We start from the raw sequence: 19,780 nt of genomic DNA, 5'->3' as shown, positions 1-19,780 counted from the left end.
GGACTATGACAATGATCCACTGTGGCTGACAGAAAGGAGTTCACCCATTAGATGGCCGTACCCGACGACCCACCCAGCGACGAATCCCTGCTGGCCCGCTACCGCACTGGCGACGCCGCTGCGTTCGAAGCCTTGTATGCGCGCCATCGCCAGGGCCTGTACCGTTTTCTCGTGTCTCTGTGCAACAAGGCCGAACTGGCCGAGGAAATCTATCAGGAAACCTGGCTCAGCCTGATCCGCAGCAGCACCCAGCCACAAGGCCGGGCGAGCTTTCGCACCTGGTTGTTCCAGATTGCCCGCAACCGCCTGATCGATCATTGGCGCAAGCACGGCGTCCACAACCCGTTGCACGACAGTTACGATGAACAACTGCACGCCCAGGCCGACGACAGCGCCGGCCCCGAACAACAGTTGAGCCTGAGCCGCGACCAGGCGCGCCTCGACGCGGCCTTGCAAGACTTGCCCGAAGACCAGCGCGAAGTGTTCCTGCTGCGTCTGCATGCTGATCTTGAAGTGCCGCAAATCGCCGCGCTCACCCACACGCCGCTGGAAACCGTAAAAAGCCGCTTGCGCTACGCCCAGCAGAAATTGCGTCGCCTGCTGGCCGAGGAGGTACCTGTATGACTGAGCCCCGACACACTCCCGACGACGAGCTGATCCAGCATTTTCGCCAGCACAGCACCGGCGAGCCGCCTGCGTCTCTCGACGCTTTCATTCTTAATGCCGCCCGCCGCGAAGCGCCTGCGCCGCAACCGAGCCTATGGCAACGCTGGCTGCACGCCTGCCAACGCCCGCGCTGGCAAATGGCGTTCGCCACCGTGGCCGGTTTGGCGCTGATGATCGGTGTGGTCATGCGTTCGCCAGTGCCACAGCCCAACATCCCCACCGCGACGTTCTCCGCTTTGCACGAAGACGCCGCACAGCCCGCACCACAAGCGTTTTCCGCACCGGCGCCGGCGCCCATGGCACGGATCGCCGCTGCGCCCAAGGCCGAAAGTGCGCCGGTACAGGCTGAAATTGCCGGCGCGCTGGCGGATCAGTCCGTGGCAAAAATGCGCAAGCGCGCGCCCGTTGCGCGGCCTTCGCTGGAGCAAGGGCTGCGGGAAATTATCCGATTGCGTGAGGCGGGCGACAGCAAAGCCGCGGATGAACAGTTACTGGCGTTGCACGCGCGCTTTCCCAACGAAGATCTGCCGGCACGCCTGGAGGCGTTGCAAAAGCGTTGAACCGGCGCCCACAGCAAAGCCCCAGGCCTGCCGACCTGGGGTTTTTTTATACTCCGCCGTGCTGCTGGTACCACGCCACCGTGTCAGTGACTGTTTGCTCCAGCGCGCGAAAACTCAGGCCAAGCTCCTCTTCGCTCTTGCGGTGGTTGAACGAAGTGCGGTGCTCCTCGCGTACCAACAACCGCAGGGTTGCCATGCTCAGCAAGATGGGTTTGCCGGTCAGGTAGGCATAGGTCTCTTGCACGGCGGCCAGCACGTACAGCGCGGGCAATGGCAGTTGCCGGGACGGTGTCTTGACGCCGGCGATGCGCCCCAGCAGCGGGATCAGTTGGCGCATGGTCAAGTTGCGGCCGGCGGCGAGATACCGTTCGCCGCGTCGTCCGTTCTGGGCGGCGGCAATGAGTGCCCAGGCCACATCGCGGGCGTCGACCAGCGAAAAGGTGCCGGGGATCAACCCCGGCAGTTTGCCGTTGATCACATCCTTGACCAACTGCCCCGAAGACGTCGGCCCACGGTCGCCAGGCCCCCACATCCAGCCGGGCAGTACCATGCATGCGTGCATCTGGGGATGGGTTTGCACAAACCTCAGCACCTCTCGCTCCGCGAGGATCTTGCTGCGGTAGTAGTCGTCCGCATCGGCTTCGGCGCGCAGGCATGTCTCGTCGATAGGTGTACCGGGCGCGCCATCGAGCACGGCAATCGAGGAGGTGTGGACAAAGCGTCTTACCCCCGCGTCATAGGCCTGCTGGAGCAGCGCTTGCGTGCCGGCGACGTTGATTCTTTCGAGCTCCTCCCAATGGCTGCCGCCCTTGTAGTTATCGCGAAAGAACGCCGCACAGTGAAACACCGTGTCGCAGCCCCGCATGGCCGCTGCGAAGGCGCCGACATCGGCCATGTCACCCACCACCCGTTCCACTTGCGGCAGGTCGCTGAACTGCTGCTCACCCTTGGACTGCGAGCGCACCAGCGCCTTGACCGCGTAGCCGCGCGCGACCAGCTCGCGTACCAGGTTGTTGCCCAGCAAGCCGGTGGCGCCGGTCACAAAGGTGCTGCGCAAGCGATGGGGGTTCGTGTTCATACAGGCCATACCCAGTGTTTAGAAGGCCGCTAGATATACCGCTGAGACCGCATGTGAAAAACGGCGACTGCTGCATAATGGCTTTGCATATTTGCAGACCAGGGATAAACACAGGTATGGCGTTGCAAGCAAATTGGGATGATCTTCGTCTGCTGTTGGCCGTGTCGCGACGGGGCAGCTTCCTGCAGGCCGGTCAGTTGCTGGGGGTGGCGGCGTCCACTGTGGCTCGGCGCTTGACCCAATTGGAAGCCGCCCTGGGTGAGCCTCTGGTTGAGCGCGGGGTCGAGGGCTGCCGGCTGACGTCGCGGGGGCAGTCTTTGGTGGACGTGGCGCTGGCGGCCGAAGCCGGCCTGCGCCGCCAGAGCCTGATTGAGAAGGACGGCGCGCAGGCGGCGCTGAGTGGCACGGTACTGATCAGTGCCGGCGAAGGTTTTTCGGCCTCGATACTGCAAGCGGCAGAGCGTTTTACCCGCTTGCATCCTGGCTGCACCGTGGAACTGCAGGTCACCACGGACTTCCACAAAATCGTGCGCGGCGTGGCCGACATCGCCGTGCGCACCGCGCATCTGGGCGAGCCGTCGTTGATCTATCGAGCGCTGGGCACGCTCGACTACGGCGTGTTCGCGGATGCCGCTTATCTACAGCGGTGCCCGGCACTCACCCCGGCCACGGCGGCCAGCATCGCCTTGCTGCCGCCGCTGGACCTATTGCCGCACATGCGCGCGGCGAAGGCGGCGGGGCTTGACCATGCCTTGATCCGCGTGAGTTCGTTCAACGTGCAGCTTGAATCGGTAAGGCGCGGCATGGGCGTGGCGGTGCTGCCGCGTATCCTGGCTGAGGGCCTGAGCGAGATTTTCGCGGAGATTGAATTGCCGCCCATGGACGTCTACCTGGTCACCCGGCCCCAGGCGTTGAAACAGGCGCATATCCACGCGTTCTTCACCCTGCTCGAGCAGGTGCTGCGCGAGGCTCTGGTAGCGTAGATAGACCTTTCTAAAGGCTCAAACGCCTCACTACAACAGCCTCTCTCAGCGCCTTGCGTCAATGATCATGCGCACGGCCAGGCCGGCCAGCACCGTGCCCATCAGCCAGCGCTGCACCCACTGCCATACCGGCCTACCCGCCAGGAACGCCGCGATGGAACCCGCCATGATCGCGATCACGGCATTGACGCTCACGCTGATCATGATCTGGGTAAAACCCAGCACGATGGATTGCGTCAGCACACTGCCGGGGCCGGTGGGGCTGATGAATTGGGGCAGCAACGACAGGTACATCACCGCGACTTTCGGGTTCAGCAGGTTGGTCACGAAGCCCATCATGAACAACTTGCGTGGCCCGTCGCGCGGCAGGTCCCGCACATGGAACGCCGAGCGCCCGCCCGGCCTCACCGCTTGCCAGGCCAGGTACAACAGGTAGAGCGCACCGCCGAGCCTGAGCGCGTCATACGCATAGGGCACCGCCATTAGCAGCGCGGTAATACCCAGCGCCGCGCAGAACATGTAAACGACAAACCCCAGCGCCACGCCGCCCAGCGAAATCAACCCGGCCAGCGGCCCTTGGCAGATCGACCGCGAAATCAGGTAGATCATGTTCGGGCCGGGCGTGAGCACCATCGCGAGGGAAATCAGACCATACGCCAGCAAGTTGGACAGTTCGGGCATAGGTTGACTCCTGGTGGGTACGCCGTTGCGCGGGTTGGATGCGCCTGATGGTAGGGCGGTCCAAGGGCAGGCGTTAGATACAGATGAGCGGACAAAACGTCATACAGGCGCGGTGGGCAGATTCAAACGTGAGACGCAACGTCTCAGCGTCTCGTGGCGGCCTCGCGTGGCCTGACATGGCGCGTCTCATTGGGCCGCGCCACCCGCCACCTTCGGCGGCCTATTCAAGCGCTCTAGGAAACGGCTGTTCAGGCACTCCAGCGGACCTGGCACCGGCCTTGCTCTGGCTCTGGCAACCTGCCCGATGCGCCGGTACCCACCGTTTCAAGGAGACTTCGCGATGAGCCTTTCGAACACCCCGCAACGCAACATGCGTGCCGCCGTCTGGCACGGCCGCCACGATATTCGCGTCGAAGACGTTCCGCTGCCCGATTCGCCTCCTGCCGGTTGGGTGCAGATCCGCGTGCAATGGTGCGGCATCTGCGGCTCCGATTTGCATGAATACGTGGCCGGCCCGGTGTTCATCCCGGTCGACGCCCCTCACCCGCTGACCGGTATCAAGGGCCAGTGCATTCTCGGCCATGAGTTCTGTGGCGAGATCGTCGAACTCGGCGCCGGTGTGCAAGGTTTCAGCGTCGGCGAACCGGTGGCGGCCGACGCCTGTCAGCATTGCGGCACCTGCTACTACTGCACCCACGGGCTGTACAACATCTGCGAGAACCTGGCCTTCACCGGCCTGATGAACAATGGCGCCTTCGCCGAACTGGTCAACGTGCCGGCCAACCTGCTGTACAAACTGCCGGCGAACTTCCCGGCCGAAGCCGGGGCACTCATCGAGCCACTGGCGGTGGGCATGCACGCCGTGAAAAAAGCCGGCAGCCTGCTCGGGCAAAACGTCGTGGTGGTAGGCGCCGGCACCATCGGCCTGTGCACCATCATGTGCGCCAAAGCGGCCGGGGCGGCGCAAGTGATTGCCCTGGAAATGTCCAGCGCCCGCAAGGCCAAGGCCAAGGAAGTGGGCGCGACCCACGTGCTCGACCCCAACCAGTGCGACGCCCTGGCCGAAGTCCGCCGACTCACCGGCGGGCTCGGCGCCGACGTCAGCTTCGAATGCATCGGCAATAAGCACACAGCCAAACTCGCCATCGACCTGATCCGCAAAGCCGGCAAATGCGTACTGGTGGGCATCTTCGAAGAACCCAGCGAATTCAACTTTTTCGAACTGGTAGCGACAGAAAAACAAGTGCTGGGCGCACTGGCCTACAACGGCGAATTCGCGGATGTGATCGCATTTATCGCCGATGGCCGGCTGGATATCACGCCGCTGGTGACCGGGCGTATCCAGTTGGAGCAGATCGTGGGGCAGGGCTTCGAGGAACTGGTTAAAAACAAGGAACACAACGTGAAAATCATTGTGTCGCCGGCTCGGGTCTGAGGGGCGCAAGTGAGGCAGGATTCATTGTCTGCCTCCTTTGCCCGTCGAAATCACCCTGAGGTCGCGCGTGAGCGTGAAGTGGCGATGACCGCACCGCTGATGATCAACACCGCGGGAATCATCAGGATCGGCCTGGCATCGCTTTGCCCCATGGCAATCAGCAGCAGCGTGGAGAACAGCGGCGCCAGGTAAGACAGCGCGCCAAGCATCGACAGGTTGCCGTGCTTGGTCGCGTGGTCCCAGGCGAAAAAAGCCAGGCCGACCGGGCCCAGCCCCAGGCCGATGATTGCTCCCCACTGGCCTGGGTCCGGCCGCACCGTGGTTTCGAAAGCCAGATGGCAGAGCCCTCCGGCTACCGCCACCAGCCCGCAAATCCCCCCGATGATGCTGCTCGGAACATGGCTGAAGCGCCGATTGAACACCGAATAGATCGCCCAGACCCAGGCGCAGGCAAAGGCAGCGGCGTAACCCATCACCGGCATCGACGCACTGTCATTCCGCGCCCGCAACTGCATGATGAAGGCCGTCCCCGCTAAGCCGAGCAAAGCGCCGAGCAACTGGCGCTTGCGCAACGATTCGCCGGTGGCAAAGCTCGACAACAGCACGATCAACAGCGGCCACAAAAAAGCAATCAGACTGGCTTCAGCCGCAGGTGCGGCTTTCAGGGCAAAGAAATACAACGCGTGATAAACGAAGATACCCGCAAACCCAGTTGCCCACACCGGCCAGGGCTGGCGCCAACTGCTGAACCCGGCAGCGCCACGCAGCCCCAGCATGCACAGGCTGGTCACGAACGCGACCGCGAAGCTCGACGCCAACAACTGAAAGGCCGGGATCCCGGCGGTCAAGGTGGTCAGGAGCGCCAAAGACGCCCACAAAAACACGGCAATCACCCCAATCAGCGTCGCACCGACGGCGCCCTTGGCAAGAGTGATGGATGGGTTGGAAGTGCTCATGCAAACCCCTCTGCGGATAAACCTCAAGCGGGAACAATAGAAAGCTCAGGCGAGCGAGTATTGATCAGACCCGCCAAAAAATTGTTCAGGGCTGCTATTTTTTTTCAGTGGTGTCGCGCTTGTTTACGCACAGCGGCCGGCGTCATGCCGCGCGCTTTCTTCAGCGCATGGGTTAACGCACTCTGGTCGGCGTATCCGGCGCGATGCGCAATATCAATGATCGACAAAGACGTCTGGCGCAGCAGGTCAACGGCCAGATTCAAGCGCAAATTCGCGATATGCGCGAACGGGGTTGTATGCAGATGCTGCCCAAACAACACATATAATCGCCGTTCGCTGGTGCCCGCATAGCGCGCAATATCACGCACTGTCAGAGCGTTGCCCAGGTGCTGCTCACTATAGGCCAACGCCTTCGCGAGAATAAGCTGCCCAAGGTCATTCGGCGCCACGTCGGGCTGTAGCAAAGAGTCCAACAGCAACCGACTCCATGACTCGGCCATCGCTAGTGAACCGATCAACCGTGCCCCGTTGCTGCTGGCGTAATCGAGCAAATGCCGTATATCCGGCCTGACCGCAAAAAAGCGCTTGTCATTGAGCAGGTCAAATTCCGCGGCAGCGCTTTTATGCGCTTCGCCACGGTCAGTGGGCACATCCACCACCAGGAAACTGTTATGGGTGTCGGCCAGAAAGGTATGCCGGGAGCCCGCAGAAATCACCACGCCCTGGCTGGCATCGACCTTGCCACCTCGCCCGTCGACTTCAATCTCCATCGACCCGGATTGGGAGAGCACTATTTGATGGAAGTCATGCTGGTGAAGCTCGACCTGACCGGAGTAGGAGCGTAGCCAGAGAGCGAAGGGTTGGGGGTTGGGGGTGCTCATCCGTGGGGGCTCCGGAGGGTGAGGGGGTATCGTACGTTAGTGGTTTGTTTGGATGCCAGGCTATCGTTGGGTGGGATTTGTGGAGGGGAGGTAATGGGGAGCTGCAGAAACAAGAAAGCCCGCACGGGGCGGGCTTCTTGAGGGGTTTCGTAGACTGTCTGAGACAGCCCGAGACTGCTATATGGTGCACCCGGCGGGATTCGAACCCACGACCCCTGCCTTCGGAGGGCAGTACTCTATCCAGCTGAGCTACGGATGCTTGTGCGGGCGACATCATACCCATGTCGACCTTGGGCGTCCATGCCGGTCTTTGGGGGCCTGCCGGTAGGATTTTCCGGAACAAAGGCCCTGCGCCGAGCCTTGCGAACGTTGCGCGTAAACCCGGCCCCGCTACGCTGATCAGATAAACCCCGCAAATGCGCCGTTTTCGTTCTTTTTTTCGAACAGACTATTGCCCTGTACCCCCATTGATCCTAGGATTCGTTTGAGATTTCAAACGCTCTGTCTCCCGTGCGCAATTCATTCGATCTTGCGCACTGGGGCTGATTTCCCTGACGGCAGCCCACAAGGCGCCTTTCAACAACTCTAATTCGCTCCGCGTGCGCGCGGTGCTGTTAAGGAAAGCCGACATGCAGCTCAAAGATACCCAGTTGTTCCGCCAGCAAGCCTTTATCGATGGCGCTTGGGTCGATGCGGACAATGGTCAAACCATCAAGGTCAATAACCCGGCCACGGGCGAGATTCTCGGCACCGTGCCGAAGATGGGCGCCGCGGAAACCCGCCGTGCCATCGAAGCCGCCGACAAGGCGCTGCCGGCCTGGCGCGCACTCACCGCCAAGGAACGCGCCAACAAGCTGCGTCGTTGGTTTGAACTGCTGATCGAAAACCAGGACGACCTTGGCCGCCTGATGACCCTCGAACAAGGCAAGCCGCTGGCCGAGGCCAAGGGCGAAATCGTTTACGCCGCTTCCTTTATCGAGTGGTTCGCCGAAGAAGCCAAGCGCATCTACGGTGACGTGATTCCCGGCCACCAGCCCGACAAGCGCCTGATCGTGATCAAGCAGCCGATCGGCGTGACTGCTGCGATCACCCCGTGGAACTTCCCCGCTGCGATGATCACCCGTAAAGCCGGCCCGGCCCTGGCCGCCGGTTGCACCATGGTGATCAAGCCTGCTTCGCAAACCCCGTTCTCGGCCCTGGCCCTGGTTGAGCTGGCGCACCGTGCCGGTATCCCTAAAGGCGTGCTGAGCGTGGTCACCGGCAGTGCCGGCGACATCGGCGGCGAGCTGACCAGCAACCCTATCGTGCGTAAATTGTCCTTCACCGGCTCGACCGAAATCGGTCGCCAGTTGATGGCCGAATGCGCCAAGGACATCAAGAAAGTCTCCCTGGAACTGGGCGGTAACGCGCCGTTCATCGTGTTCGACGACGCCGACCTGGATAAGGCCGTCGAAGGCGCGATCATTTCCAAGTACCGCAACAACGGCCAGACCTGCGTCTGCGCCAACCGCCTGTACATCCAGGATTCGGTGTACGACGCGTTCGCCGAGAAGTTGAAAGTGGCGGTGGCCAAACTCAAGATCGGCAACGGTCTGGAAGACGGCACCACCACTGGCCCGCTGATCGACGAGAAAGCCGTGGCCAAGGTTCAGGAGCACATTGCCGATGCGCTGAGCAAAGGCGCGACGCTGCTGGCCGGTGGCAAGGTGATGGAAGGGAATTTCTTCGAACCGACTATCCTCACCAACGTGCCGAAAAACGCCGCAGTCGCCAAGGAAGAAACCTTCGGCCCACTGGCGCCGCTGTTCCGTTTCAAAGACGAAGCCGAAGTGATCGCGATGTCCAACGACACCGAGTTCGGCCTGGCGTCGTACTTCTATGCCCGCGACCTGGGCCGTGTGTTTCGTGTGGCGGAAGCCCTGGAATACGGCATGGTCGGCGTCAACACCGGGTTGATCTCCAACGAAGTGGCGCCGTTCGGCGGTATCAAGGCCTCGGGCCTGGGCCGCGAAGGCTCCAAGTACGGGATCGAGGATTACCTGGAAATCAAATACCTCTGCCTGGGCATCTAAGCCCCGGTTTGGCATGGCTGTAAACGCAAAGGGCACGAGAGCGCTGACCCTTTGCGTGTTTCAACCCGTTATTCGTAGTGGCCGGGAACGCTGTGGCAGTCGATCATCGCATGCTGTCGCAGTTGCCTCCCCGCCACGTATTCCTTGAACCGCGCCACCCGATGAGTGGCGAATGAGGACTTTATGAGCAAGACCAACGCATCCCTGATGAAACGCCGCGAAGCCGCTGTACCGCGCGGTGTTGGCCAGATTCACCCGATCTTCGCCGAATCGGCGAAGAATGCCACCGTGACCGACGTTGAAGGTCGCGAGTTCATCGATTTCGCCGGCGGTATCGCCGTGCTGAACACCGGCCACGTGCACCCCAAAATCATTGCGGCCGTGACCGAGCAACTGAACAAGCTGACTCACACTTGCTTCCAGGTGCTGGCCTACGAGCCGTACGTTGAGGTTTGCGAAAAAGTCGCCGCCAAGGTCCCGGGTGATTTCGCCAAGAAAACCCTGCTGGTCACCACCGGTTCCGAAGCCGTGGAAAACGCCGTGAAAATCGCCCGTGCCGCGACCGGCCGTGCGGGTGTGATTGCGTTCACCGGCGCTTACCACGGTCGCACCATGATGACCCTGGGCCTGACCGGCAAAGTCGTGCCTTACTCGGCCGGCATGGGCCTGATGCCGGGCGGAGTGTTCCGCGCGCTGTACCCCAACGAACTGCACGGTGTGAGCGACGACGATTCCATCGCCAGCATCGAACGCATCTTCAAAAACGATGCCGAGCCGCGTGATATCGCTGCCATCATCATCGAGCCGGTGCAAGGTGAAGGCGGTTTCTACGTCGCGCCTAAAGCCTTCATGAAGCGCCTGCGCGAACTGTGCGACAAGCACGGCATCCTGCTGATCGCCGACGAAGTGCAAACTGGCGCCGGTCGTACCGGAACCTTCTTTGCCATGGAACAGATGGGCGTTGCCGCCGACCTGACCACCTTCGCCAAATCCATCGCCGGCGGCTTCCCCCTGGCCGGTGTGTGCGGCAAGGCCGAATACATGGACGCCATTGCTCCCGGCGGCCTGGGTGGCACTTACGCCGGTAGCCCGATCGCCTGTGCTGCTGCGCTGGCGGTGATGGAGGTATTCGAAGAAGAACACCTGCTGGACCGCTGCAAGGCTGTGGGTGAGCGCCTGGTGACGGGCCTCAAGGCCATCCAGGCCAAGTACCCGGTGATCGGTGAAGTGCGTGCCTTGGGCGCGATGATTGCGGTCGAGTTGTTCGAAGATGGCGACAGCCACAAGCCGAACGCCGCTGCCGTGGCTGCCGTGGTGGCCAAGGCGCGTGACAAGGGCCTGATCCTGCTGTCATGTGGTACTTACGGCAACGTGTTGCGCGTACTGGTACCGCTGACCTCGCCGGACGAGCAGTTGGACAAAGGCCTGGCGATCATCGAAGAGTGCTTCTCCGAGCTGTAAGCGCACGCTGTACAGATGACACAAAAAACCCGCTTCGGCGGGTTTTTTGTGCGCCGGCCAGTACGCAAAAAAACGGTGGGAGGGGGGCTTGCTCCCGATAGCAGTCGCTCAGTCAGCACATCTGATACTGACCCACCGCTATCGGGAGCAAGCCCCCTCCCACCGTTTATGATCGGCGTCAGCCGGCAACGACGCGGTTTTTGCCCAGGCGCTTGGCCTCGTACATGGCGGCATCGGCGCGGGCGAACAGCCTGTCCAGGCTCGGGTCCGCGTCGGTGAGGCTGGCCAGGCCCTGGCTGATGGTCACGCTGAACGCCTGGCCTTCATAGCTGAAACTCAGTGCCTGGATCTCCTTGCCCAGGCGCTCGGCCACTTGCAGCGCCATGTCTGGCGCACAACCTGGCAGGACGGCGGCGAACTCTTCGCCACCAATGCGCCCGAACAGGTCGCCCCGGCGCAACACGCCTCGACCGCTCTCAGCGATACGCCGCAGTACCTGGTCGCCTTCCAGGTGGCCGTAGGTGTCATTCACGTCCTTGAAGTCATCGATATCCAACAGCAGGAAGGCCAGCGGCGCGCCTTGGGCGCGGGCGTTGTCGAAGGCATGGTTAGCGCATTCGAAGAAGTGCCGGCGGTTGCTGCTCTGGGTGAGCACGTCAGTGGTGGCGAGGCGGTGCAACTCAAGCTCAAGCTGCTTCTTGTCGGTGATGTCTTCGGCCATGCCGACCACGACCAACGGTTCGCCGGGCACCACTTGCTGGTTGATGTAGCACTTGTCGCTCAGCCAGCGGATCTGCCCGTCGGCAGTGATGATGCGGTACTCGCGGTCCTCCACGGCACCGCGTTCCAGCACGCGGGCCAGGCTTTGTTCCGCGCGGTCGAGGTCTTCGGGGTGAATGCTGTTGCGCCATTCCCGGTGGTCGGCCAGCAGCAGGCCGGCGGAACGTCCAAAGATGCGCTCATAGGCCGGGCTCACATACAGCACGCGGCGGGTTTCCCAATCGATGGCCCAAAGCACCGCATTCACGCTCACCAGCAACGAACTCAGGAGCTGTTCGCGTTCACTCAAACGCTCGACTTCGCCCTGGGCATGCACCAGCGCCAGCAGGGTCGCAGCCGCGGCCGGACGCGGATGTTCAGCGACGGGAGGATCAGATACGTGAGGTTTTTCGTGAACCATCGGCACAACTCTCTCTGGGCGCGCCGCAAGATGGAGCAGCGGTCACAACAAGGGGCCACCATGATGGCGAAGTGTTCATTGAGAGAGGCGATTTGCAGTGAAGTTCCGTCAACGGTACCGATTGGCGGTGCCCGGTAAATGACGTCAAAAAGCTGGTGGGTGGGAGGGCGGGCCCTCCCACGGCACGGTCAGACCGCCGCAGGACGCAGCGAGTAGGTCTTCAATTGGTGAGCGAAATCCCGCAGGGACTGGATGCCGCTGGCCTCGGCTTCGTGCACCCATTCCTTGATGGCGGCGAGCATATCGTGGCCATTGGTGCTGGTCTTGAGCCAGATCTGTTGCAGGGCCAGGCGCTTTTCATAGATCACTTTCAGGGCCTGGCTGTGCTCCAGCATGCCTTGGATACGCAGGTGATGGCGGTCATCCAGCAGGCTGGTTTCACGCGACAGCAGGCGCTTGGCGCGGTGGAACTGGTGGCGCACCGAGTGATCGACTTTTTCCAGCTCTTGCTTGACCAGCGGGCCGATCACCAACTTGCGGTACTGGGCCATGATCTGGAAACGGTTGTTGAGGATCGCCATGGCGGTGTCCATGTCCAGATGGCCCTTGCCCTCCACGCGGTGGGCAATCGGCGCCACGCGCTGCACCTTGGCCAGGCGCAGGAAGCTGAACAGTTTGATCCACGCCCAGCCCAGGTCGAATTCCCACTTCTTCACCGACAATTTCGCGGAATTGGGGTAGGTGTGGTGGTTGTTGTGCAGCTCTTCACCGCCGACGATGATGCCCCACGGCACCAGGTTGGTCGCCGCGTCACGGCATTCGAAGTTGCGGTAGCCCACGGCATGGCCCAGGCCGTTGATCACGCCGGCGGCCCAGAACGGGATCCACATCATCTGGATGGCCCAGATGGTGATGCCGATGGTGCCAAACAGCAGCAGGTCGATCACGCCCATGATGGCAACGCCCAGCAAGGGGTAAGGCGTGTAGATTTTTCGTTCGATCCAGTCGTCCGGGCAGTTCTTGCCGTAGATACGCAGGGTTTCGGGGTTTTCCGCCTCGGCGCGGTACAGTTCGGCACCTTTGCGCAGCACGGTGGACAGGCCCTTGATCACCGGGCTGTGGGGATCATCGACGGTTTCGCATTTGGCGTGGTGCTTGCGGTGGATGGCGGTCCACTCGCGGGTGTTCTGTGCCGTGGTCAGCCACAGCCAGAAGCGGAAGAAGTGTTTCAGGCCGGCATTGAGCTCCAGGGAGCGATGGGCTGAATAGCGATGCAGATAAACCGTGACCCCGACAATGGTCACGTGGGTCATCAACAGAGTGACTGCCACCAGTTGCCAGGCTGACAGGTCAAGAAAACCGTTGTACCACATAGGCTGTATGGCCCTCAGATAAAGAAAAAACCAGCTCACGCATTATCACTAAGCCCACAAAGAAAACCAGCCGCCCTTTCAGATAGAAGTGACTGGATGTTTCTTATTCTATAATCCGCAACCTTTGTAGGGCGATGCTGTTTTTTAGTAAGGATTACTGACCATATGCTGTTTTCATACCGAGGTGCCGCGCGTGCCGGGCTGGTATACCTGCTGGTTTCGATCGCCTGGATTGGCATCTCGGGCCACCTATTGATCGAATTTGTCGATAACCGGAGTGACCTGAACCTGTGGTTGCAGGTGCGCGGCTATCTATGGGTGGCCTGCAGCGCTTTGGTGATTTACCTGATGAGCGCCCGGGTTGCCCACGCCCACCAGCAACAACAGCCCCTGCAGGAGAACCGTGAGCGCCTGCGCCAGGCCGCTGCCGTGTTCGATTGCACCCGCGAAGGGGTACTGGTTACCGACGCCCGGGGCCTGATTGTGCATGTGAATCGGGCGTTTATGGAGATCACCGGCTACCGGTGCGAAGACGTCATGGGCCAGCAGCCCAGCCTGTTCAAATCCGGGCGCCATTCGTCGAGTTTCTACCAGCACATGTTCCAGGCCCTGGAGCACTGCGGTGAATGGAGCGGTGAAATCTGGAACCGGCGTAAAAGCGGTGAGATTTATCCACAGTGGCAGACCATCCGGGTGATTCATGACGATCACGGCCAGGTCAGCCAGTATGTCGCGGTGTTTTCCGACATCAGCGCCATCAAGGACTCTGAACATGAACTGGCCCACCTGGCCCATCATGACCCCCTGACCGACCTGCCCAACCGCCTGCTGTTCACCGACCGCGCCGAGCAGGCCCTGGCCTCGGCGCAACTGCATAAACGCGGCTGCGCCCTGCTGTTGCTGGATTTGGACCACTTCAAGATCATCAACGACAGCCTCGGCCACAACGTCGGTGACCAGTTGCTCAAGCTGGTGGGCGAGCGGCTCAAAGGGCTGCTCGGCCCTGGCGTAACCCTGGCGCGCCTGGGGGGCGATGAGTTCGCAGTGCTCGCCGAAAGTTGCTCACAGGTGGTGCAGGCCGCCGCATTGGCCCAACGCATGCTGGATGTGATGAAGCAACCGTTCATCTTCGACGGCCACCAACTGTTTATAAGCGCCAGCATCGGCATCAGCCTGTTCCCCAGCGATGCGCTGAGCGCCGAACAACTGCTGCGCAACGCCGATTCTGCGTTGTTCAAGGCTAAAAGTGTGGGCCGCGAAGGCTACGCCTTGTACACCGAAGAACTCACGGCGCACGCACAAAACCGTGTCGAGATCGCCAGCGAACTGCGCCGCGCCCTCGACCAGCACGAGCTGCGCGTTTACTACCAGCCGGTGCATGAACTGCACGGCAGCCGCCTGATCGGCGTCGAAGCCCTGGTGCGCTGGCAGCACCCGGAACGCGGCCTGGTGCCTCCGGTCGAGTTCATCCCCATCGCCGAGCGCACCGGCTTGATCGCGGATATTGATGCCTGGGTGATGGACCAGGCGTGCCGTCAGATGTGCCAATGGCTGGCCGACGGCGCACCGCTGACATTTATTGCAATCAATGTGTCCAGCCGCCTGTTTGCCCGGCGTGAACTCTACGAGCAAGTGGCCCAGGTGCTGCACGACACGGGCCTGGACCCGGCGTTCCTTGAGCTGGAAGTCACCGAAAGCGCGGTGATGGATGACCCCGAAGTGGCCCTGGAACAGCTGCATCGTCTGCGCGAACTGGGCCTGCGCCTGGCCATCGATGATTTTGGTACCGGTTATTCCTCGCTGCTGCGCCTCAAGCGCCTGCCGGTGCAGAAGCTCAAGATCGACCAGGGCTTTGTTGCCGGCCTGCCGTGGGACGAAGACGACGCCGCGATTGTGCGCGTGGTAATCGCCTTGGCGAAAAGCATGGGCATGCAGGTACATGCCGAGGGCATTGAGCAGGTCGAGCAGGCGCGGTTCTTGTTGCAGCAGGATTGCGACATGGGGCAGGGGTACTGGTTTGGGCGGCCGATGCCGGCGAATGAAATCGACTGGTCACGAGCCCCCGCGATCCAGCCTTGAAATGCATCAACCTGTGGGAGGGGGCTTGAACCCGATAGCGGTCTGTCAGGTGCCTCAGTTCTGCCTGATACACCGCTATCGGGAGCAAGCCCCTCCCACTTGATGCCTAGATCGGCACGCAACCCCACGTCCCGCCAGAAAATTCTTTCTGGTTATATAAACATTCTTAAATAGTATTTTTAAGAATATCCGCGCTTAACTACTATCGCTCTCACGCCGCAAGCAGTGCCGCCACTGCCAGGCACTATTCATTTCAGGAGCGAGACCATGAGCGCATCTCTACGTAGCGTCGACGGCCAGGACGAAGCAGCCATTTTGCGTGAGATCCAGAGCGCCCTGCGCGATCTGCGGTTTGGCGCGGTGGAAATAACTGTGCACAACGCTCAAGTGGTACAGATCGAACGCAAGGAAAAATTCCGTTTGCAGAACCCGGGTAACAAACCGAGCTGAGCAAGAACGGCGATAGACCCGCAACTATAAGAAAAGCCAACACTCAAGAATTTTCAGGAGCTTCTATGTCGTCGATTCGCCGTTACGCCCTGGCCGCATTGGCCAGTGCCGTGTTTGCCGGTTCCGCCGTTGCCAAGGACTACGAACTGCTCAACGTCTCGTACGACCCTACCCGTGAGCTGTACCAGGACTACAACGCTGAATTCACCAGCTACTGGAAACAGTCCCACCCGGGCGACAACGTCAAGATCCAGCAATCCCATGGTGGCTCGGGCAAGCAAGGCCGAGCCGTGATCGACGGCCTGCGCGCCGACGTCGTGACCCTGGCCCTGGCCGGCGACATCGACGAAATCGCCAAACTCGGCAAGACCCTTCCGGAAAACTGGCAAACCCGCCTGCCGGATGCGAGCACTCCCTACACCTCGACCATCGTGTTCCTGGTGCGTAAGGGCAACCCCAAAGGCATCAAGGACTGGGGCGACCTGATCAAGAAAGACGTGTCGGTGATCACGCCCAACCCTAAAACCTCCGGCGGTGCGCGCTGGAACTTCCTGGCCGCCTGGGCCTATGGCCTCAAGGCTGGTGGCAGCGAGGCCAAGGCCCAGGAATACGTCAAAGAGTTGTTCAAGCACGTGCCGATCCTCGACACCGGCGCGCGTGGTTCGACCATCACCTTCGTCAACAATGGCCAGGGTGACGTGTTGCTGGCCTGGGAAAACGAAGCCTTCCTGGCGCTCAAGGAAGACGGCGGCGCCGACAAGTTCGACATCGTCGTGCCGTCCCTGTCGATTCTCGCGGAGCCGCCGGTGGCCGTGGTCGACAAGAACGCCGAGAAAAAGGGCAACACCGAGATCGCCACCGAATACCTCAAGCACCTGTACAGCCCGGCTGGCCAGGAGATTGCGGCGAAGAACTTCTACCGCCCACGCGATGAGAAAGTCGCCGCCAAATACGCCCAACAGTTCCCCAAACTGGACCTGGTGACTATCGACAAAGACTTCGGTGGCTGGAAAACTGCCCAACCGAAATTCTTTAACGACGGTGGCGTGTTCGACCAGATCTACACGGCGCAGTAAGCCGAGAAACACATCCTCATGGAGCCCGCATTCACCTGCGGGTTTTGTGTGTCAGTTCCGCTAACCAAGGACTCTTATGTCGCGTCGTATTTCCCCCGTCATACCCGGCTTCGGGCTGACGCTGGGCTACACCGTGGTGTACCTCAGCCTGATTGTGCTCATCCCGCTGGCGGCGATGTTCGTACACGCCGCTCAACTCACCTGGGATCAGTTCTGGGCCATCATCTCGGCACCACGCGTGGTGGCGGCATTGAAACTGAGCTTCAGCACCGCGTTGTACGCGGCGCTGATCAACGGCGTGATCGGTACGCTGCTGGCCTGGGTGCTGGTGCGCTACACCTTCCCCGGCCGCCGCATCATCGATGCGATGATCGACCTGCCGTTCGCCTTGCCCACCGCCGTGGCCGGTATTGCGCTGACCGCGCTGTACACGCCGACGGGCCTGGTGGGGCAGTTCGCCGCCGACCTGGGCTTCAAGATCGCCTACTCGCCGCTGGGCATCACCCTGGCGCTCACCTTCGTGACCCTGCCATTCGTGGTGCGCACGGTGCAGCCGGTACTCGCCGATATCCCCCGCGAAGTCGAAGAAGCCGCCGCCTGCCTGGGTGCCAAGCCGTTGCAGGTGTTTCGCTACATCCTCGTGCCTGCGCTGCTGCCCGCCTGGCTCACCGGCTTCGCCCTGGCGTTTGCCCGAGGCGTGGGTGAGTACGGTTCGGTGATTTTCATCGCCGGCAACATGCCGATGAAAACCGAGATCCTGCCGTTGCTGATCATGGTCAAGCTCGACCAGTACGACTACCGCGGCGCCACCTCCATCGGTGTGCTGATGCTGGTGGTTTCCTTTGTCTTGCTGCTGCTGATCAACTTGTTGCAGCGGCGCATCGAACGTCCATAAGGAGGCGCGGAACATGTCCCAATCGTCTATTTCCGCGGCGTCCTCGGCCAACGCCGCCCGGCGTGGCAGTGCCACGTCGCGACGCATCCTGATCGGCCTTGGCTGGCTGGTATTCGCGCTGTTTTTGCTGCTGCCGCTGTTTATCGTGGTGTCCCAGGGTTTGAAGAACGGCCTCGGCGCGTTCTTTACCGCCATCCTGGAACCCGACGCGCTGTCGGCGCTGAAACTCACGGTGATCGCCGTGCTGATTTCGGTACCGCTCAATCTGGTGTTCGGCGTCAGCGCCGCGTGGTGCGTGAGCAAGTACTCGTTCCGTGGCAAAAGCATCCTGGTCACGCTGATCGACCTGCCGTTCTCGGTGTCCCCGGTGATCGCGGGCCTGGTCTACGTGCTGATGTTCGGCGCCCAGGGCTTGTTCGGCCCTTGGCTGCAGGAGCACGACATCCAGATCGTATTCGCCCTGCCGGGCATCGTCCTGGCGACCATCTTCGTCACCGTGCCGTTCGTTGCGCGTGAATTGATCCCGCTGATGCAGGAGCAGGGCACTCAGGAAGAAGAGGCGGCGCGCCTGCTCGGCGCCAATGGCTGGCAGATGTTCTGGCATGTGACCGTGCCGAACATCAAGTGGGGCCTGATCTACGGCGTGGTGCTCTGTACCGCGCGGGCCATGGGTGAGTTCGGCGCGGTGTCGGTGGTGTCCGGCCACATTCGCGGCGTGACCAATACCTTGCCGCTGCATGTCGAGATTCTCTACAACGAATACAACCACGTTGCCGCCTTTGCGGTGGCCAGCCTGTTGCTGATCCTGGCGCTCTTCATCCTGCTGCTCAAGCAGTGGAGCGAGAACCGTATCAACCGCCTGCGCAACAGCGCCGGTGAGGAATAAGTCATGTCGATCGAAGTCCGTAATGTCAGCAAGAACTTCAACGCCTTCAAGGCCCTGAACAGCATCAATCTGGACATCCAGAGTGGCGAGCTGGTGGCGTTGCTGGGCCCCTCCGGCTGCGGCAAGACCACTTTGCTGCGCATCATCGCCGGGCTCGAAACCCCGGATGACGGCAGCATCGTGTTTCACGGTGAAGACGTCTCCGGCCACGACGTGCGTGACCGCAACGTCGGGTTCGTGTTCCAGCACTACGCGCTGTTCCGCCACATGAGCGTGTTCGACAACGTCGCCTTCGGCCTGCGCATGAAGCCGAAAAACCAGCGCCCGACGGAAAGCCAGATCGCAGGCAAGGTTCACGAACTGCTCAACATGGTGCAGCTCGATTGGCTGTCCGACCGCTACCCGGAACAACTCTCCGGCGGCCAGCGCCAACGTATCGCCCTGGCCCGCGCCCTGGCGGTAGAGCCGAAAGTGCTGCTGCTGGACGAACCGTTCGGCGCCCTTGACGCCAAGGTGCGTAAAGAACTGCGCCGCTGGCTGGCGCGCCTGCACGAAGACATCAACCTGACGTCGGTGTTCGTGACCCACGACCAGGAAGAGGCCATGGAAGTCGCCGACCGTATCGTGGTGATGAACAAAGGCGTGATCGAACAGATCGGCTCACCGGGCGACGTGTATGAAAACCCGGCCAGCGATTTTGTCTACCACTTCCTCGGCGACTCCAACCGCCTGCACCTGGGCGAGGACAAGCATGTGTTGTTCCGTCCGCATGAAGTGTCGCTGTCGCGGCATGAGCTGGAGGATCACCATGCGGCGCAAGTGCGCGATATTCGCCCGCTGGGCGCGACCACGCGGGTGACGCTCAAGGTAGAAGGCCAGCCCGAGCTGATCGAAGCCGAAGTGGTGAAGGACCATGACAGCCTGATCGGTCTGGCGCGTGGCGAGACCCTGTTCTTCAAACCCAAGGTCTGGCAAAAAGCCTGAGCACATCGCAAACCCAAGGTGCCTGAGGGGCAATGAGGGCTCAGGTGCCAATGAGGGCCAATGTGGGAGGGGGCTTGCTCCCGA

General features: G+C 61.4%; 18 protein-coding genes and 1 tRNA gene. 12 read left to right on the top strand and 7 right to left on the bottom strand.

Going from position 1 to position 19,780, the window contains the following annotated elements:
• The first annotated feature begins 51 nt into the window (after positions 1-51).
• Together AB4N98_RS11660 and AB4N98_RS11655 are read left to right on the top strand one after the other, a co-directional pair.
• Positions 52-624, top strand: coding sequence for an RNA polymerase sigma factor (locus AB4N98_RS11660; protein WP_065876845.1), 573 nt, complete (start codon positions 52-54; stop codon positions 622-624).
• Positions 621-1,226 (top strand): hypothetical protein, encoded by a 606-nt coding sequence (locus tag AB4N98_RS11655; RefSeq protein ID WP_065876844.1) that lies wholly within the window; start codon positions 621-623, stop codon positions 1,224-1,226. The genes AB4N98_RS11660 and AB4N98_RS11655 overlap by 4 nt, the downstream gene beginning before the upstream one ends.
• Before the next feature lie 46 nt (positions 1,227-1,272).
• Here the strand turns inward: AB4N98_RS11655 and AB4N98_RS11650 are convergent, their stop codons facing one another.
• Positions 1,273-2,304, bottom strand: coding sequence for an SDR family oxidoreductase (locus tag AB4N98_RS11650; RefSeq protein ID WP_065876843.1), 1,032 nt, complete (start codon positions 2,302-2,304; stop codon positions 1,273-1,275).
• Between the two features lie 116 nt (positions 2,305-2,420).
• On the opposite strand from AB4N98_RS11650, the gene AB4N98_RS11645 reads away from it, so the two are divergent.
• Complete coding sequence (locus tag AB4N98_RS11645) at positions 2,421-3,287, top strand: LysR family transcriptional regulator (protein WP_068936868.1); 867 nt, start codon at positions 2,421-2,423, stop codon at positions 3,285-3,287.
• Positions 3,288-3,332: 45 nt separating this feature from the next.
• Here the strand turns inward: AB4N98_RS11645 and AB4N98_RS11640 are convergent, their stop codons facing one another.
• Positions 3,333-3,968: a LysE family translocator gene (locus AB4N98_RS11640; RefSeq protein WP_017526107.1), complete on the bottom strand. Its 636-nt coding sequence runs from the start codon at positions 3,966-3,968 to the stop codon at positions 3,333-3,335.
• Between the two features lie 370 nt (positions 3,969-4,338).
• Here AB4N98_RS11640 and AB4N98_RS11635 point away from each other — a divergent pair, with 370 nt between their 5' ends.
• On the top strand, positions 4,339-5,403 hold the full coding sequence (locus AB4N98_RS11635) for a 2,3-butanediol dehydrogenase (protein ID WP_223271488.1): 1,065 nt from the start codon (positions 4,339-4,341) through the stop codon (positions 5,401-5,403).
• 50 nt (positions 5,404-5,453) lie between these two features.
• Here AB4N98_RS11635 and yddG read toward each other — a convergent pair whose 3' ends face one another.
• From yddG to AB4N98_RS11620, 3 genes are all read right to left on the bottom strand, one after another.
• Positions 5,454-6,359, bottom strand: coding sequence for an aromatic amino acid exporter YddG (gene yddG, locus AB4N98_RS11630; RefSeq protein WP_065876840.1), 906 nt, complete (start codon positions 6,357-6,359; stop codon positions 5,454-5,456).
• 104 nt (positions 6,360-6,463) lie between these two features.
• Positions 6,464-7,240 (bottom strand): AraC family transcriptional regulator, encoded by a 777-nt coding sequence (locus AB4N98_RS11625; protein WP_065876839.1) that lies wholly within the window; start codon positions 7,238-7,240, stop codon positions 6,464-6,466.
• A 182-nt stretch (positions 7,241-7,422) separates the two neighbouring features.
• Positions 7,423-7,499, bottom strand: a tRNA-Arg gene (locus tag AB4N98_RS11620).
• A gap of 370 nt (positions 7,500-7,869) precedes the next feature.
• Here AB4N98_RS11620 and gabD point away from each other — a divergent pair.
• Together gabD and gabT are read left to right on the top strand one after the other, a co-directional pair.
• Entirely contained in the window at positions 7,870-9,312 is a 1,443-nt protein-coding gene (gabD, locus tag AB4N98_RS11615; protein WP_017526105.1) for an NADP-dependent succinate-semialdehyde dehydrogenase, read from the top strand.
• 183 nt (positions 9,313-9,495) lie between these two features.
• Complete coding sequence (gabT, locus tag AB4N98_RS11610; protein ID WP_017526104.1) at positions 9,496-10,773, top strand: 4-aminobutyrate--2-oxoglutarate transaminase; 1,278 nt, start codon at positions 9,496-9,498, stop codon at positions 10,771-10,773.
• A 178-nt stretch (positions 10,774-10,951) separates the two neighbouring features.
• Here the strand turns inward: gabT and AB4N98_RS11605 are convergent, their stop codons facing one another.
• Positions 10,952-11,953, bottom strand: coding sequence for a GGDEF domain-containing protein (locus AB4N98_RS11605; RefSeq protein ID WP_026067125.1), 1,002 nt, complete (start codon positions 11,951-11,953; stop codon positions 10,952-10,954).
• A gap of 188 nt (positions 11,954-12,141) precedes the next feature.
• Entirely contained in the window at positions 12,142-13,326 is a 1,185-nt protein-coding gene (desA, locus tag AB4N98_RS11600; protein ID WP_017526102.1) for a delta-9 fatty acid desaturase DesA, read from the bottom strand.
• Positions 13,327-13,491: 165 nt separating this feature from the next.
• On the opposite strand from desA, the gene dibA reads away from it, so the two are divergent.
• The 6 genes from dibA (at position 13,492) to AB4N98_RS11570 (ending at position 19,696) form a co-directional block, all read left to right on the top strand.
• A complete protein-coding gene (gene dibA, locus AB4N98_RS11595; protein ID WP_135196890.1) occupies positions 13,492-15,405 on the top strand; it encodes a phosphodiesterase DibA in 1,914 nt (637 codons plus the stop codon).
• 267 nt (positions 15,406-15,672) lie between these two features.
• Positions 15,673-15,855, top strand: coding sequence for a sulfur starvation response protein OscA (gene oscA, locus AB4N98_RS11590; RefSeq protein WP_003170956.1), 183 nt, complete (start codon positions 15,673-15,675; stop codon positions 15,853-15,855).
• Between the two features lie 65 nt (positions 15,856-15,920).
• Entirely contained in the window at positions 15,921-16,931 is a 1,011-nt protein-coding gene (locus AB4N98_RS11585; RefSeq protein WP_017526100.1) for a sulfate ABC transporter substrate-binding protein, read from the top strand.
• A gap of 76 nt (positions 16,932-17,007) precedes the next feature.
• Entirely contained in the window at positions 17,008-17,826 is an 819-nt protein-coding gene (gene cysT / locus AB4N98_RS11580) for a sulfate ABC transporter permease subunit CysT (RefSeq protein WP_017526099.1), read from the top strand.
• Between the two features lie 13 nt (positions 17,827-17,839).
• Positions 17,840-18,712 (top strand): sulfate ABC transporter permease subunit CysW, encoded by an 873-nt coding sequence (gene cysW / locus AB4N98_RS11575; protein WP_017526098.1) that lies wholly within the window; start codon positions 17,840-17,842, stop codon positions 18,710-18,712.
• A gap of 3 nt (positions 18,713-18,715) precedes the next feature.
• Positions 18,716-19,696 (top strand): sulfate/molybdate ABC transporter ATP-binding protein, encoded by a 981-nt coding sequence (locus AB4N98_RS11570; RefSeq protein WP_017526097.1) that lies wholly within the window; start codon positions 18,716-18,718, stop codon positions 19,694-19,696.
• Positions 19,697-19,780 lie beyond the last annotated feature (84 nt).

The organism is Pseudomonas sp. S3_E10 (assembly GCF_054667615.1).
The sequence above is the reverse complement of the archived record's forward strand: the minus strand, read 5'-3'. Positions and strand labels throughout refer to the sequence as shown.

Excerpts from the sequence above, each read along its gene's own strand:
- AB4N98_RS11660 (WP_065876845.1), top strand. The coding sequence starts at position 52 with ATGGCCGTACCCGACGACCCACCCAGCGACGAATCCCTGCTGGCCCGC.
- AB4N98_RS11655 (WP_065876844.1), top strand. The coding sequence starts at position 621 with ATGACTGAGCCCCGACACACTCCCGACGACGAGCTGATCCAGCATTTT.
- AB4N98_RS11650 (WP_065876843.1), bottom strand. The coding sequence starts at position 2,304 with ATGAACACGAACCCCCATCGCTTGCGCAGCACCTTTGTGACCGGCGCC.
- AB4N98_RS11645 (WP_068936868.1), top strand. The coding sequence starts at position 2,421 with ATGGCGTTGCAAGCAAATTGGGATGATCTTCGTCTGCTGTTGGCCGTG.
- AB4N98_RS11640 (WP_017526107.1), bottom strand. The coding sequence starts at position 3,968 with ATGCCCGAACTGTCCAACTTGCTGGCGTATGGTCTGATTTCCCTCGCG.
- AB4N98_RS11635 (WP_223271488.1), top strand. The coding sequence starts at position 4,339 with ATGCGTGCCGCCGTCTGGCACGGCCGCCACGATATTCGCGTCGAAGAC.
- yddG (WP_065876840.1), bottom strand. The coding sequence starts at position 6,359 with ATGAGCACTTCCAACCCATCCATCACTCTTGCCAAGGGCGCCGTCGGT.
- AB4N98_RS11625 (WP_065876839.1), bottom strand. The coding sequence starts at position 7,240 with ATGAGCACCCCCAACCCCCAACCCTTCGCTCTCTGGCTACGCTCCTAC.
- gabD (WP_017526105.1), top strand. The coding sequence starts at position 7,870 with ATGCAGCTCAAAGATACCCAGTTGTTCCGCCAGCAAGCCTTTATCGAT.
- gabT (WP_017526104.1), top strand. The coding sequence starts at position 9,496 with ATGAGCAAGACCAACGCATCCCTGATGAAACGCCGCGAAGCCGCTGTA.
- AB4N98_RS11605 (WP_026067125.1), bottom strand. The coding sequence starts at position 11,953 with ATGGTTCACGAAAAACCTCACGTATCTGATCCTCCCGTCGCTGAACAT.
- desA (WP_017526102.1), bottom strand. The coding sequence starts at position 13,326 with ATGTGGTACAACGGTTTTCTTGACCTGTCAGCCTGGCAACTGGTGGCA.
- dibA (WP_135196890.1), top strand. The coding sequence starts at position 13,492 with ATGCTGTTTTCATACCGAGGTGCCGCGCGTGCCGGGCTGGTATACCTG.
- oscA (WP_003170956.1), top strand. The coding sequence starts at position 15,673 with ATGAGCGCATCTCTACGTAGCGTCGACGGCCAGGACGAAGCAGCCATT.
- AB4N98_RS11585 (WP_017526100.1), top strand. The coding sequence starts at position 15,921 with ATGTCGTCGATTCGCCGTTACGCCCTGGCCGCATTGGCCAGTGCCGTG.
- cysT (WP_017526099.1), top strand. The coding sequence starts at position 17,008 with ATGTCGCGTCGTATTTCCCCCGTCATACCCGGCTTCGGGCTGACGCTG.
- cysW (WP_017526098.1), top strand. The coding sequence starts at position 17,840 with ATGTCCCAATCGTCTATTTCCGCGGCGTCCTCGGCCAACGCCGCCCGG.
- AB4N98_RS11570 (WP_017526097.1), top strand. The coding sequence starts at position 18,716 with ATGTCGATCGAAGTCCGTAATGTCAGCAAGAACTTCAACGCCTTCAAG.